The 13,113-nt window shown below is 41.1% G+C and carries 13 protein-coding genes; 4 read left to right on the top strand and 9 right to left on the bottom strand.

Features of this window, described 5'->3' with window-relative positions:
• Window positions 1-91: 91 nt before the first annotated feature.
• From F909_RS01315 to glnK, 5 genes are all read right to left on the bottom strand, one after another.
• Window positions 92-1,384 (bottom strand): DNA adenine methylase, encoded by a 1,293-nt coding sequence (locus tag F909_RS01315; RefSeq protein ID WP_005154707.1) that lies wholly within the window; start codon window positions 1,382-1,384, stop codon window positions 92-94.
• Window positions 1,381-2,481 carry a bifunctional diaminohydroxyphosphoribosylaminopyrimidine deaminase/5-amino-6-(5-phosphoribosylamino)uracil reductase RibD gene (gene ribD, locus F909_RS01320; protein ID WP_005154706.1) on the bottom strand — a complete coding sequence of 367 codons (1,101 nt, stop codon included), beginning with the start codon at window positions 2,479-2,481 and terminating at the stop codon, window positions 1,381-1,383. Before ribD ends, F909_RS01315 begins: the two co-directional genes overlap by 4 nt.
• 12 nt (window positions 2,482-2,493) lie before the next feature.
• Window positions 2,494-2,958: a transcriptional regulator NrdR gene (nrdR, locus tag F909_RS01325; RefSeq protein WP_004656377.1), complete on the bottom strand. Its 465-nt coding sequence runs from the start codon at window positions 2,956-2,958 to the stop codon at window positions 2,494-2,496.
• Window positions 2,959-3,084: 126 nt separating this feature from the next.
• Complete coding sequence (locus F909_RS01330; protein WP_005154705.1) at window positions 3,085-4,494, bottom strand: ammonium transporter; 1,410 nt, start codon at window positions 4,492-4,494, stop codon at window positions 3,085-3,087.
• A gap of 67 nt (window positions 4,495-4,561) precedes the next feature.
• A complete protein-coding gene (glnK, locus tag F909_RS01335; protein ID WP_004656379.1) occupies window positions 4,562-4,900 on the bottom strand; it encodes a P-II family nitrogen regulator in 339 nt (112 codons plus the stop codon).
• A 276-nt stretch (window positions 4,901-5,176) separates the two neighbouring features.
• On the opposite strand from glnK, the gene F909_RS01340 reads away from it, so the two are divergent.
• Both F909_RS01340 and F909_RS01345 read left to right on the top strand, forming a co-directional pair.
• Window positions 5,177-5,404 (top strand): accessory factor UbiK family protein, encoded by a 228-nt coding sequence (locus F909_RS01340; RefSeq protein WP_005154701.1) that lies wholly within the window; start codon window positions 5,177-5,179, stop codon window positions 5,402-5,404.
• A gap of 69 nt (window positions 5,405-5,473) precedes the next feature.
• Complete coding sequence (locus tag F909_RS01345) at window positions 5,474-6,961, top strand: YifB family Mg chelatase-like AAA ATPase (protein ID WP_005154700.1); 1,488 nt, start codon at window positions 5,474-5,476, stop codon at window positions 6,959-6,961.
• Window positions 6,962-7,001: 40 nt separating this feature from the next.
• On the opposite strand, the gene F909_RS01350 is transcribed toward F909_RS01345, so the two are convergent.
• Window positions 7,002-7,790 (bottom strand): TorF family putative porin, encoded by a 789-nt coding sequence (locus F909_RS01350; protein WP_005154699.1) that lies wholly within the window; start codon window positions 7,788-7,790, stop codon window positions 7,002-7,004.
• Window positions 7,791-8,169: 379 nt separating this feature from the next.
• Here F909_RS01350 and F909_RS01355 point away from each other — a divergent pair, with 379 nt between their 5' ends.
• Window positions 8,170-8,934, top strand: coding sequence for a TSUP family transporter (locus F909_RS01355; protein ID WP_005154698.1), 765 nt, complete (start codon window positions 8,170-8,172; stop codon window positions 8,932-8,934).
• A gap of 106 nt (window positions 8,935-9,040) precedes the next feature.
• On the opposite strand, the gene F909_RS01360 is transcribed toward F909_RS01355, so the two are convergent.
• The gene (locus F909_RS01360; protein ID WP_005154697.1) at window positions 9,041-9,853 is read right to left on the bottom strand and encodes a TorF family putative porin; all 813 of its coding nucleotides are present in this window, start codon (window positions 9,851-9,853) and stop codon (window positions 9,041-9,043) included.
• 739 nt (window positions 9,854-10,592) lie between these two features.
• Between F909_RS01360 and F909_RS01365 the strand changes: the two genes are divergently transcribed.
• Window positions 10,593-11,894, top strand: coding sequence for an OprD family outer membrane porin (locus tag F909_RS01365; protein WP_005154696.1), 1,302 nt, complete (start codon window positions 10,593-10,595; stop codon window positions 11,892-11,894).
• 99 nt (window positions 11,895-11,993) lie between these two features.
• On the opposite strand, the gene ppa is transcribed toward F909_RS01365, so the two are convergent.
• Together ppa and F909_RS01375 are read right to left on the bottom strand one after the other, a co-directional pair.
• Complete coding sequence (gene ppa / locus F909_RS01370) at window positions 11,994-12,521, bottom strand: inorganic diphosphatase (RefSeq protein ID WP_004656389.1); 528 nt, start codon at window positions 12,519-12,521, stop codon at window positions 11,994-11,996.
• Between the two features lie 116 nt (window positions 12,522-12,637).
• The gene (locus F909_RS01375; RefSeq protein ID WP_005154695.1) at window positions 12,638-13,036 is read right to left on the bottom strand and encodes an MAPEG family protein; all 399 of its coding nucleotides are present in this window, start codon (window positions 13,034-13,036) and stop codon (window positions 12,638-12,640) included.
• Window positions 13,037-13,113: the final 77 nt, after the last annotated feature.

The following is a 13,113-nucleotide window of genomic DNA, read 5'->3' as shown; positions in this document are numbered from 1 at the left end:
CAAAACGATCGTATTAATCTAATTAACCGATATCCCCTAAAATTTGGATACAAAAACACCACTTTGTTACCAAAGTGGTGTCTGTTTTATCTTACCAAAGTGCCAGTTGGGTACTGTTTCCTGTTGTATCTACACCGCCCAATTCAGCGAAATGGTATAACTGCCCCAAAAGCTGTCGTAACGGTGGCCCTGACTTAGCATGCGTATCCGTGATCACAATAAACTCAAGTACACGAGCACGTTCAGACTGACGTTGTTTACTCACTCGATAACGCGGAACGTCTTGGGTCAATAATGTGACTTTGCCGCGTTTTAAATTAGCCGTCAGCAAATCTTTCGGTTCAATATTTCCATCAGTCGAGTAACTGGTCAAAATATAACGCGCATTAATCGTTTCCAATAACTTCTCATACGCTTCTTTAGCATATTTAGATGAGTTATAAGGACTTGGACGCTCTTTACGCCAAGCTCGATCAATACCACTTTTAAATCCTTTGGTATCTGGTGAAGGCAAGTCCACTTGATCCCATAAGGTCAATGCATTAAGAACATGGTAATTACTGCTATAAGCATGCTGATTATAAGGCGGATCCAAATAAGCGACATCCACTTCGAAACCACTCATCTGATTGGCCAAGTGCTGTGCATCTACACACCACATTTCAGCAGCTGGACGTTTAGTATCCCCAATCTCACAAAAACGACTGGGTGTCAGCCACAATAACGATTCAATCCGTTCCAGCGCTGTTTGGGTACGTCCGCCCCAACCTTGGTGGAAACTTTTAAATACACCACTGGTGTTACTGACGAAACTTGCGGAATAGAGTAATGGTGCCAATAGAGCACTCATTTCCACATCATTAATTGCCCCCTGTGCTTGCCAAGTGGCAATCTGCTGACGAATCGCATCAATACGCATACCATTACGGCGTTTGAAGAACAGGCGATCACGGGCAGGATCATACACATCATCATTACGTGGGCAGAGATTGTGCGTGACCCAACCTTTAACTTCAGGTAAGCGATTCAGATAATCAATTGCTTTCTGATAGCCACCTAACTCCTTAAAGGCAGGCGCATCAACACAAGCCAAAATCGCATTGTTCAGTGCATGACTATACGGTTCCCAATCATTGGCAATCACGCGATAACCATTTTGACGGGCTAAACGAGAGACCACGCCACTCCCCGCAAAGAAATCAGCAAAAATCGGTGGGTTCTTTTTCTTGCTGTTCAGCGTCCCTGTAATCTCAAGCGCTTCTAGAATCAGATGAAGCAGTCGACGCTTATTACCGAGATACGGCACTAACTGATGAAAAAGATATTCGTCAGTCGTACGGGCAGCATGACGACGCTTGTGATAAACCGATGGTTCTGGATTCATATCATCTCTTGGATAGGGAGCAATCTTAGGCGAATGTCTTGCCCAAGTTGGGTTACATCGACCAACTCAAAACGGAGTTGCTCTGCCATTGTGCTAAATTCAGCATTAAACATAGCCCGAGCAGATTGACCAAGTAAAGTTGGTGCAACATAACTAATCATTTCATCAACCAATCCTTGTTGTAAGAAGGCCGTTGATAAAGTTGCACCTGCCTCAACCAAAACATCATAAATTTGATATTGTTGGGACAAAGTTTGCAATAACTGGTTTAGAGGTTGCGGCGTCAATTGTATCACGCCTAAATCAGCAAGTTCTTGACGAAATGGTGTCATCACCATCACCGTTTCAGCTTGCTGTAAAATTTTTGCAGAAAGCGGTAGCTGTCCTTGGCGATCTAAGACGATCCGCTTCGGTTGCACCACTGTTGTGAGATCAATGCCTTCCAAACTACGAACATTCAATTCGCAATCATCGGCTAAAACAGTTTGAATACCCGTGATCACCGCACCTGAAATCGCCCGCCAATGTTGTACATCTTGTCTTGCCGCTGAACCTGTAATCCACTTCGATTCCCCCGAAGCCATGGCTGTGCGACCATCCAAACTTGATGCTATTTTTAAGCGTACATAAGGTAGGCCCGTTGACATGGCTTTTAGAAAGCCGAAGTTGAGCGTTTTTGCGCTTTCCGTGCAAATTCCCGTTTCAACCTCAATGCCTGCATCTTGTAAAATTTTAACGCCTTTACCTGCAACCAATGGATTCGGATCTGAACAGGCAATGACAACTTTTTCCACCTGAGCTTTGACCAATGCTTCCGCACAAGGTGGTGTCCGCCCGTAATGTGCGCACGGTTCTAAAGTGACATAAGCTGTCGCAGCTTTGGCATTCTCACCTGCTTGGCGCAATGCAAATACTTCCGCATGCGGCTGTCCTGCCTTGGGATGATACCCCTCTCCAATCAATTGGCCATCTTTGATGATCACACAACCGACATTTGGATTGGGTTTAGTCGAATATTGACCACGTCTAGCCAAGGCAATCGCTTGTTGCATCCAGTACTGATGTTCAGATAAATGATCTTGGGTTAACTCAGACATGATCTCTCGAATTTAAGCTTCATTTTCACGTTGTTGCATCTGCTCAATCTGATGGCGAAATGCTTCTACATCTTGGAAATCTTGGTACACAGAGGCAAATCGAACATAGGCGACATGATCCAATGCAAATAATGCCTGCATCACGATTTCACCAATGGTTCTGGATTTGACATCACGCTCGCCTAACCGACGAATCTGCGATTGAATATCGCTGAGTACGGTTTCAATTTGCTCCTGTGTGACAGGACGTTTTTGCAAGGCATGCATTAAGGAACGGCGTAGTTTGGCCTCATCAAAAGGTTCATTTTTCCCATCAGATTTGATCACACGCGGCATCACCACATCATAGCTTTCAAAGGTGGTAAATCGCTCCCCACAAATGACACATTCACGACGACGTCGAATCTGACAGCCTTCGGCAGCCAAACGGGAATCTATGACTTTACTATCGGCGGCGTTACAAAATGGACAATGCATAGTTGCGTGATTATTTACTCTCTTTGCTTAAGTGTAGCAAAGTTTCTTCAATTGCAGAACCAGGACGCTAAAGGCATAAAAAAACAGCCCCATGAGGCTGTTTTTAAAAATCATATTTTGTATTGATTATTCGATACGTTCGCCATGTTGGCTAAGGTCAAGACCCATACGCTCATCATCAGCGCTCACACGGATACCAATCACCAGATCAATCACTTTCAGGATAATGAAGGTCGCAATTGCGCTATAAGCGATTGTCGCTAACACACCTTCGATTTGTACCCATAATTGACCGATAAAGGTTGGTGCAAGTGCAACATTTGCCGCTTTAATGATTTCATCACTGTAGAACACACCCGTAAGAATCGCACCAACGATACCACCAACAGCATGTAAACCAAACGCATCTAGAGCATCATCTGCTTTAAGCAGGCGTTTCAGTGCAGTAATCCCCCAGAAGCACACCACACCACCAATTAAGCCCATGATTAATGCGCCACCAACACCAACGAAACCAGCAGCAGGCGTAATCACAACTAAACCAGCAACTGCACCTGATGCACCACCAAGAACTGATGCTTTACCACGAACAAGACGTTCAACAATGAGCCATGAGAATGCAGCAGCGGCAGCAGCAACTTGAGTCACAAGAATCGCCATACTTGCACGCGCACCAGCACCTAAAGCACTACCGCCGTTAAAACCAAACCAACCCACCCAAATCAAGCTTGCGCCAATCACAGTTAAGGTTAAGTTATGTGGTGCCATAGATTCACGGCCAAGACCTGTACGTTTCCCTAACATGTATGCTGCAACCAAACCTGCAACACCCGCGTTAATATGAACAACCGTACCACCAGCAAAATCTAATGCACCTGCTTTGAATAACCAGCCGTCAGTTGCCCATACCCAGTGAGTAATTGGTGCATAAACCAGAATCACCCAGACTGCGATAAATGCCATAAATGCTGAATATTTCATACGATCAGCAATCGAACCACTGATAATCGCAACAGTGATGATCGCAAACGTCATTTGGAAAATAACAAATAAGCTTTCAGGAATTGTCCCACTCAAGGCATCAAATGCAACACCATTCAGCATCGCCTTGCCCAAGTCGCCTACATAAGCACCTGAACCAGAGAAAGCCAATGAGTAACCAGCAATCACCCAGATTAAACTCACTAAGATCGCCGCAGAAAGGCTGAACATCATGGTGCTGAGTACGTTTTTCTTACGAACCATACCACCATAAAACAGAGCCAAACCAGGAATAGTCATCAACAGAACCAATGCTGTTGAAACGAGAACCCAAGCTGTATCACCCGTATCCACTTTTGCTACAGCAGCAGGAGCAGCCGTCTCTTCAGGAGCTGGAGCTTCAACTGCAACAATTTCAGTTGTCGCAGCACCCGTATCAGCAACTGCTACGGTTTGTTCAGTTGTTGGTGCTGATGCAGCATCTTCTGCCCAAACCACCGCTGAACCACCTAAAAGTGCGCCAGATAGACTGAGCGCCATAAGCATTTTTTTCATTCGTGTCCCCCAACCTTATTTTGCGAGCTATTTCTCTTATTTCTAACTCAGCAAAGTTTGTGCCAATTTAGACAGCATCTGGCCCAGTCTCACCCGTACGGATACGGATCACTTGTTCTAAATTCGTGACAAAGATTTTTCCGTCACCAATTTTGCCGGTACTTGCGACACGAGTAATTGATTCAATGACTGCATCAACCATTTCATCACTAATTGCAATTTCAATCTTCACTTTCGGTAAGAAATCAACCACATACTCTGCACCACGATACAGTTCTGTATGACCTTTTTGACGTCCGAAACCTTTGACTTCAGTTACGGTAATCCCTTGAACACCAATCTCAGAGAGTGCTTCACGCACATCATCTAATTTAAATGGTTTTACAATTGCAGTTACAAGCTTCATGTTTGTTTTCCTTCGGCTTATTTTCACCAGTAAGGTTTTATGTTCAATTTTCATGCCAATATTTAAAGGTTGGGGATTTTTTAAATATCGGGCACAAGCTTTCTTTATAACCTATTTAGGCTTGAAGATGTAGATAGTGCATCGAAAATAAGTTTCATTTCGCGATATTGAATGAAATCAACCCGTCACTCATCCTTCTGTCCCGAAGTGTGCTAGAGGAATATAACTGGCAGTGATACACTGAGCAGCAAATATACATAACCTATTGAGCACTTTATGATTGAGACTCTTATACAGGCAATTTTGCAGCAAGTTGACCAACCTAAAAAAGACCTAGAGAAAAACTTACGGGCGTTACTGAGTGAAAGCATCGAAAAGTTAGACCTTGTCTCTAAACAGGAACTTGATCGCCAAAGAACTGCACTCAATACGGCCAATCAACGCCTCACAGAACTGCAACAGCAAATGAAAATACTTGAAGAAATCGTTCAGAATAAAAAATAAGCACCAATTCGGTGCAATCAGCACCGAAAAATGATTAAAAATAAAGCACCACAATGGAACAATAATAAGATGTCTTTTGCCAAAATCTATACAAGAGGCCTATTGGGGCTGCATGCCCCACAAATTGAAGTCGAAGTTCATATCAGTTCAGGCTTGCCTTCATTAACAATTGTAGGATTACCTGAAGCTGCAGTACGTGAAAGTAAGGATCGTGTCCGCTCAGCCATTATTAATAGCGGTTTTCAGTTTCCAACCAAGCGCTTAACCATCAATTTAGCCCCAGCAGATCTACCCAAAGATGGTTCACGACTCGACCTTCCGATTGCTTTAGGTATCTTGATTGCATCTGGGCAACTCCCTGAAAATAGTACCAAAGGGTTTGAATTTATTGGTGAACTGGCACTTGATGGACATTTACGCCCGATTTCAGGTGCATTGACCATCGCGATGGCATGCCAACAGGCACAACACCGTCTATTACTTCCCACAGGAAATTTAGAAGAAGCCAATCAACTCCCCAATTTTGAGGTATATGCAGCCAATCACCTACAGGAAGTCTGTGCACATTTTTCGGGCAACGCTCAAATTGCTGCTGCACCAGAAAGATCAAATCATGGTTCAACGTCTTATCAACTCGACCTAGCAGATGTTAAAGGACAATTACGCCCCCGTCGTGCATTGGAAATTGCTGCAGCGGGTGGACATTCTCTCTTATTTAAAGGGCCTCCAGGTACAGGTAAAACCTTACTCGCCTCTCGACTTCCCTCTATTTTACCGCCGCTCAATGCACAGGAAAATTTGGAAGTTGCCAGTATTTACTCAGTCGCCAATGCACAGCATCACTTTGGTCAGCGTCCATTTCGTGCACCGCACCATACCGCATCCGCGATTGCCTTGGTCGGTGGCGGCTCACAACCCAAACCTGGTGAAATTACCTTGGCTCATTTGGGTGTATTATTTTTGGATGAATTGCCTGAATTTGATCGCAAAGTCCTCGAAGTTCTGCGCCAACCGCTAGAGTCCAAAGAAATTGTGATTTCTCGTGCGGCACGGCAAATGACCTTTCCTGCAAATTTTCAATTTATTGCAGCGATGAATCCTTGCCCCTGCGGTTATGCCTTTAATCAGGATAGTCGTTGCCAATGCTCGCCCGACAGTATCCAACGCTATCAAAATCGAATTTCAGGACCTTTGCTGGATCGTATTGATTTACATATTGATGTTCCACCCTTGCAAGCTCAGGAACTACAAGATCGAACACCCGTAGAAAATTCGGATAGTGTGAGACAACGTGTCATCACAGCCTATGAAAAACAAATTCAAAGGCAACACTGTTTAAACCAAGCGCTTTCACCGAAGTTGCTGGAACAACATGCCTTATTAGATGACAGCTCGACAAAAATTATTGAAATGGCACAGCAGCGGCTAAACCTTTCTGCGCGTGCCTATCATCGGGTATTAAGAGTGGCCCGAACCATTGCAGATTTAGCTGAAAGCGAACGCATCAGTAGTAGCCATTTAACAGAAGCACTGTCTTATCGTGGCAGCCAAAGCTAAGAAGCGACCTCAAGGCCGCTTCTTTATAGATCAATCTTAGTTAGAAGGCATAACCAAGCGCTAACACCACCTTATTCTTTTGCTTGGTTTCATCACGCGTATAACCACCCAAAATATAATCTAGACTCCAAGTCGCCCCTGTATTGCCCAACGGGTGCGATAAACCCAGTGTCGCATGACGGAAAGCAAAATCTGTTTTGGTTACATCCCCAGCTTTAGCCTGATAAGCCAGATACTCGTCGTCATCACCATAATAATAGGCTGCGACTTGTGCTTTCCCCGTAAAACCACCTGCAAGTTTTGGCGCATAGGTCGCTAAGAAATAGGTATCGCCTTTATTTCCGAAAGTCACATTATTCAATAAAGTTTGTGCGGTAATGCTGAAATCTTTATAGCTCAAACCCAAAATGGTTTCATAGCCAGTTGATTCCCAACCAGGATAATAGTAATAAACCGTCCCCCCGATCTGATAGCCCAAATCTTCAGTAATTTTGCCTTTATAGCCCGCGTAAAAATCGTTTTCGAAGGATTTTTTCTCTTCCTTCACATCAGTAGGCGAAGTATTAAAATCAGCATAGGCAGCCGTTAAAGTCGAAAACCAATAGCCCAAATAGAAGCCACTGTCATGGCTATAATCCAGCCCGCCTTGAACCGCGGGTGTATCACTTTCTGGTGAGTTGGTCATGCCGCGTAAATTGTAGCTCGATACCACATTCACATTTCCAGTAACAGTGCCCGGAAATGGCAGTTTTGTTTCTTCTGCTAAACTCAAAGTTGATGTAGCAGTCATCATTCCCAGTACAGCAGCCTTGCATGCAAACTTCATCATATTGATCTCCCCCTATTTTTAGATACTCAATTGATTTTTAAGCTTTAAATTGCATCACAAGCTAGTTAGCAATTGCTGTGCCAAATCAAAAAAATAAAAAAAGATAAATAAAATCAAATACTAATAAAGATTGACTTAATATTTTCTAAGTTTTAAGGCAAAGTATTTCTAATCATGCAACTGAAATGAGCGACACCTATCCTTCATAGCGCATAAAAAGCACCTTTTTAGCCAAGCAAATAATTTTTATACATTCAAAACCTTAGTTCCTAAACAGCAAGTCCAAAAGAACTGATGTTTAATTATCATCCAACAAGATTCGCATGCTGTTCCTTCAAAAGTGCGAACAACATAAAAAATTCTCAGACTGGTTAATATAATGATCGATGAAACCGTCCTGCTGACTTTAGGGTTCTTTGCTTTCTGTGGTGGTCTGATTGATGCCGCAGTGGGCGGTGGTGGTTTAGTACAAATACCGGCCTTATTACATGCTTTGCCACAACAGAGTATTGCGACCGTTTTTGGTACAAATAAGTTAGCGGTTTGGGCTGGAACAGCATCTTCTATTTTTAAATTTGTTCATCAAATCACTTTTGTATGGAAGCTTCTGATTCCCACAATGCTTGCAGCATTTATATTTGCATTTATTGGGGCGATGACCACTGCTTATATTCCAAAGCAATTGATGAGCTACATCGTTTTCTGTTTACTCATCATCATGGCCGTATATACATTTGTAAAGAAGGATTTAGGTGCACAAAGTACTTATGTGAAATGTGGTTCTAAAGAAATCTTATTTGGAATCCTTTTTGGCGGATTGATTGGCTTTTATGATGGTGTTTTTGGACCTGGTAGCGGAAGTTTTCTGCTCTTTCTGTTTGTCAAAGTTTTTGGTTTTGATTTCCTCAATGCTTCAGCCTCGGCAAAGGTTGTTAACCTTGGGACATTTAGCGCAGCACTTTTATTTTTTATACCGACAGGTCATGTATTGTGGGAAATCGGATTAACAATCGCCATCTGTAATATTATGGGTTCTTTAGTGGGCGTTTTTTTAGCGCTACGTTATGGCAGTCAATTTATCAGATTGTTTTTTCTTATCCTTTTAATTTTTCTGATTATCAGAATGGGCTTCTCTATATTTTAAATGGCTGTAAACCTAATCGAACTAAAGCTCTAGCGACTTAAAAAATTCGACCAGAATCTGTATAAAAAAAGCCAGCAAAGATGCTGACTTTTTTACTTAACTAAAATTAGAAGCTTTTGGTCAAACTAAATAACACACCAGTGTCATATGGCTTCTTCTGAGCATTGGTCATACCAGATTTACTGATATTTGTACCAACTACATCAACCTCAGCTAAGATGCCAAGGAAGTTATAATTTACACCCAATTTATAATCAACATAGTTATCGTCCTTGCCAGGGCCACCAGCAACGACACTTAATGAGTCTGCATTTTTAAGCTTGTTGTAACCGACAGATGCAAGACCCGTTAAGCCTGTATCCGCAATTGGTGCAGAATAGCCGAGGTTGAAATACCAAAAATCATCACTTCTTCCCCAATAATCTGGTGAATAATTCACACCAACACTTAGAGCATCGCCAGCAAAAATGGTTTCAGGGAATGTTAACTTTCCAAATACTTCAGTAAATGCCAAACCTTTTTTACCATTATAAGTATTTGTATAGTTTGACTTAGATCCAATATAACCATAATGGATGACACCAACGTCATATACTGGCTTAATTTTATCTGTCAATGCAAAACTATTAGTAAAACCTAATGTCGCATCAGTTTCAGTAGATACACCAGGGATACCAAAATCAACACTCGATCCCCAAAGCGCTAGATAAGCACCTGAAGTATGTGAAAATGTAAAACCACCTTGAATAGCAGGATTATTTGAAGATTGTGTTACACCACGGAAACGGTAGTCTGTTGTAGCAGAGACGTTACCAGATGCTGTTACACCATAAAGTGAAGGCTTATCTTCCGCCATAGCAAAAGTCGAAGTCACTGCACAAATACTCAACGCGATTGCTTTACATGCAAATTTCATCATATTGATCTCCCCCATGATGGATATTCGACTGATTTATGTTTTAAATTGCATCGCAAAGTAATTAGCAATTGCTGTGCCAACTTTAGAAAAACCACGCTAAATCTCGGTTTCGTCCCATAAAAGTGCTGAGGTTCGCGCATAGATGCCTCAGAATTGGTCTTTATCAAAAACAGATCTTTTTTTTTGAACTATTTAGAAGCGACAGAAAAATAAAGACTATTTTTCGCACAAAAAAGAGGCATATTGGTGCTAATTCAATCAACAAAAATGCTTAAAAGATAAGCATTCCACTATAAAAGAGGCAATGGTCCATAAAAGTGCATCGACAAAAAACTTAAATTCGTCTGAATATCTGTAACTTTTGGATTGATCAGTCACTGTCATTCGTCGGGATGGTATTTTTTGCAAACCGATACGCTTATTTTTTAAACAAAGAAAAAATAACTCATTAAATAAAAAGAAAAAATAATGTAATAAATCACATATTTCAGCAAAAATAAATCAAAAAATAATCAGACTATTTTATGCGCAAAATAAAACACTTTATCATTTAAAATCAAATATTTAAATTAATTTTTATGCATTATTAAACGAGAAATAAATCATAAAATTATATAAGTATTTTATTTAATATTAATTAAATTATTTTAATAAAAATCTATCTTTTTTATGCATAACTTATACAATTGGTCAAAATTTCGGTTCTATCCCAAATTTATTTTTTTTAATGAGGCGAGCTATGCCAAAGGCAAATAAACTTACTTTAGCGGTTTTGATTAATGCCGCGTTAATTACCTCAACATATGCAAGCGAACAAAGCGAAGCAAAAGGACTTGTTGAAGATGCCAAAGGGGATATTTTATTCCGTACTGGTTATTTAAATCGTGACAAGAAAAACTACATTAATCAAAAAGGCGAAGAAGTACCTGTTAAAGACACTAGTTCATACGCTCAAACCGCAATGGTAAAACTGGAAACAGGATTTACCCAAGGTTTGGTTGGCTTTGGTGCAGGTGTTATCGGTGATGGCTCTTTTAAATTAGGCTCAAACAACAACTCTGGCAACGGTATGATTCCGAAGCATCCAGACGGCTCAGCTTATGATCACTGGGCACGTGGTGGCGGTTTTGTAAAAGCACGTATCTCGAATACAACTGTGACCTACGGTACTCAAGTTTTAGACATCCCTGTCTTAGCCAGCAATACCACACGTTTAGTACCTGAATACTTTGAAGGTGTTTTGGCAACTAGCCGTGAGATTGATGGTTTAGAGTTAACTGCGGGTAAATTCACCAAAGACCAATACTCTGATCAAATCAATACCGATGGCCGCCGTTTAGATCGTGCAGTCGTTTGGGGCGCAAAATACAAATTTGATGACAACTTGAATGCCGCTTACTTTGGCTTAGACAGCAAAGATAAATTGGATCGTCATTATATCAATGTGAACTATAAGCAACCATTAGATAAAAACAGTGGTTTGACTTATGACTTAAGCGCATACCACACCAAGTGGGATGAAAAAGGAAGTACTTATTCAAGTACAACTGATGATTTGTCTAATCGCAAAAATACCATTTGGGCACTTTCTACAACGTATAACACAGGTCCTCACAGCGTGATGTTGGCTTACCAACAAAACAATGGCAATACTGGTTATGACTATGGTGAGAACGCTGATGGTGCACAAAGTATCTATTTGCCAAACTCTTACCTGTCTGACTTTATTGGTAACAGCGAAAAATCTGCGCAATTACAATATAACGTCGACTTTGGTGGTTATGGTGTTCCAGGCTTAAGCTGGACGACTGCATTTGTTTACGGTTGGGACATTAAAGTTAAAAACGTAACGGACAATGCTCAAGAACGTGAATTCTTTAATCAGGTAAAATATACTGTTCAATCTGGTTTTGCCAAAGATGCAAGCTTACGTTTACGTCACTCTTATTACCGTGCAAGCGATGCTTATCAAGCGGGTAACTATATCGGTGATACCAACGAATGGCGTATCTGGCTTGATATCCCTGTGAAATTATTCTAATTCACAGTTGATCAAGCAATAAAAAAACTCCATTCAAATGAATGGAGTTTTTTTATTGCCAAGCTTTAAAAATCTAAAGCTTGGTTCAATATTTCAAAGTTACTTTTTAGCAGCTTCGATTGCTTTAAGTACTTCAGCTTTCGCAACATCAGCACCTTCCCAACCACTGATTTTTACCCACTTACCAGGCTCTAAATCTTTATAGTGAGCAAAGAAGTGCTCAACTTGGCTGATCAATAATGGCGGAAGATCCGTATATTCTTGAACATCTTTATACAATGGAGATAATTTTTCGTGTGGAACTGCGATGAGTTTCGCGTCGATACCACCATCATCTTCCATTTTTAATTTGCCTACTGGACGGCAACGAATCACAGAACCTGCAGCAACAGGATGTGGAGTTACAACAAGTACGTCTAATGGGTCACCATCTTCAGATAATGTATTTGGTACATAACCGTAGTTTGCTGGGTAGAACATTGCTGTACCCATGAAACGGTCTACAAATAACGCATCTGAATCTTTATCGATTTCATATTTGATTGGCGCTGCATTTGCAGGAATTTCGATGATGACATAGATGTCATTAGGTGCGTCTTTACCCGCAGGAATATTGCTATAACTCATATCAACACTCGTTTAATATTGTGAAGTCAGATGTAAATCCGACAGATTATAACGTGAATACAATGAAAATGATGCTAGATATGCAAACAGCTGGAGAATTTTCTATCCTACAGCGCTTAAGTCATTTTGATGGTAATCACGAACAGTAAAATTGGACAAAGCAGAGAGAAAAACCAAATGATTGAACGCAAAGTTGCCAAATTGGCTAAATAACAGATGCCGTAAATCACACGAAATACAATATAGGCCCAGCCTAAGCTAAAAATAAATCGCTCTGGCACCACCATATATTCTGCCATCAGAATCGCAGCGATAAACAAAGGTAAACTTTCAAAGCTATTTTGTTGCACAGCATTGGCACGTGCAGAGACCCCTGTTGTTTTAGCTAAAAACTCACGCGGGTTTTGATTATCTTTTGCTTGAAAACCACCTTTTGATTTTGTAATCAAGGTAAACACATACGGCAACAAACATGCGACTATAATCATCAATATAATGCCGCTAATACCTTGCATGCTGACATCCATCATTTGAAGTTCTTCTGATCATGCTATCATAATCTATAATTTATTGAACTTTCATTTGTGCTTGT

Origin of the sequence: Acinetobacter sp. ANC 3929 (assembly GCF_000369405.1) — a bacterium.
Classification (GTDB): Bacteria; Pseudomonadota; Gammaproteobacteria; order Pseudomonadales; family Moraxellaceae; genus Acinetobacter.
Note: the sequence above shows the minus strand (reverse complement) of the source record. Positions and strands in the feature narration are given on the sequence as shown.

Bases quoted from the DNA above. Each gene is read 5' to 3' on its own strand.
- F909_RS01360 (WP_005154697.1), bottom strand. From the start codon at position 9,853: ATGATGAAATTTGCATGTAAAGCAATCGCGTTGAGTATTTGTGCAGTG.
- F909_RS01365 (WP_005154696.1), top strand. From the start codon at position 10,593: ATGCCAAAGGCAAATAAACTTACTTTAGCGGTTTTGATTAATGCCGCG.
- ppa (WP_004656389.1), bottom strand. From the start codon at position 12,521: ATGAGTTATAGCAATATTCCTGCGGGTAAAGACGCACCTAATGACATC.
- nrdR (WP_004656377.1), bottom strand. From the start codon at position 2,958: ATGCATTGTCCATTTTGTAACGCCGCCGATAGTAAAGTCATAGATTCC.
- F909_RS01355 (WP_005154698.1), top strand. From the start codon at position 8,170: ATGATCGATGAAACCGTCCTGCTGACTTTAGGGTTCTTTGCTTTCTGT.
- F909_RS01330 (WP_005154705.1), bottom strand. From the start codon at position 4,494: ATGAAAAAAATGCTTATGGCGCTCAGTCTATCTGGCGCACTTTTAGGT.
- F909_RS01345 (WP_005154700.1), top strand. From the start codon at position 5,474: ATGTCTTTTGCCAAAATCTATACAAGAGGCCTATTGGGGCTGCATGCC.
- glnK (WP_004656379.1), bottom strand. From the start codon at position 4,900: ATGAAGCTTGTAACTGCAATTGTAAAACCATTTAAATTAGATGATGTG.
- F909_RS01340 (WP_005154701.1), top strand. From the start codon at position 5,177: ATGATTGAGACTCTTATACAGGCAATTTTGCAGCAAGTTGACCAACCT.
- F909_RS01315 (WP_005154707.1), bottom strand. From the start codon at position 1,384: ATGAATCCAGAACCATCGGTTTATCACAAGCGTCGTCATGCTGCCCGT.
- F909_RS01375 (WP_005154695.1), bottom strand. From the start codon at position 13,036: ATGCAAGGTATTAGCGGCATTATATTGATGATTATAGTCGCATGTTTG.
- ribD (WP_005154706.1), bottom strand. From the start codon at position 2,481: ATGTCTGAGTTAACCCAAGATCATTTATCTGAACATCAGTACTGGATG.
- F909_RS01350 (WP_005154699.1), bottom strand. From the start codon at position 7,790: ATGATGAAGTTTGCATGCAAGGCTGCTGTACTGGGAATGATGACTGCT.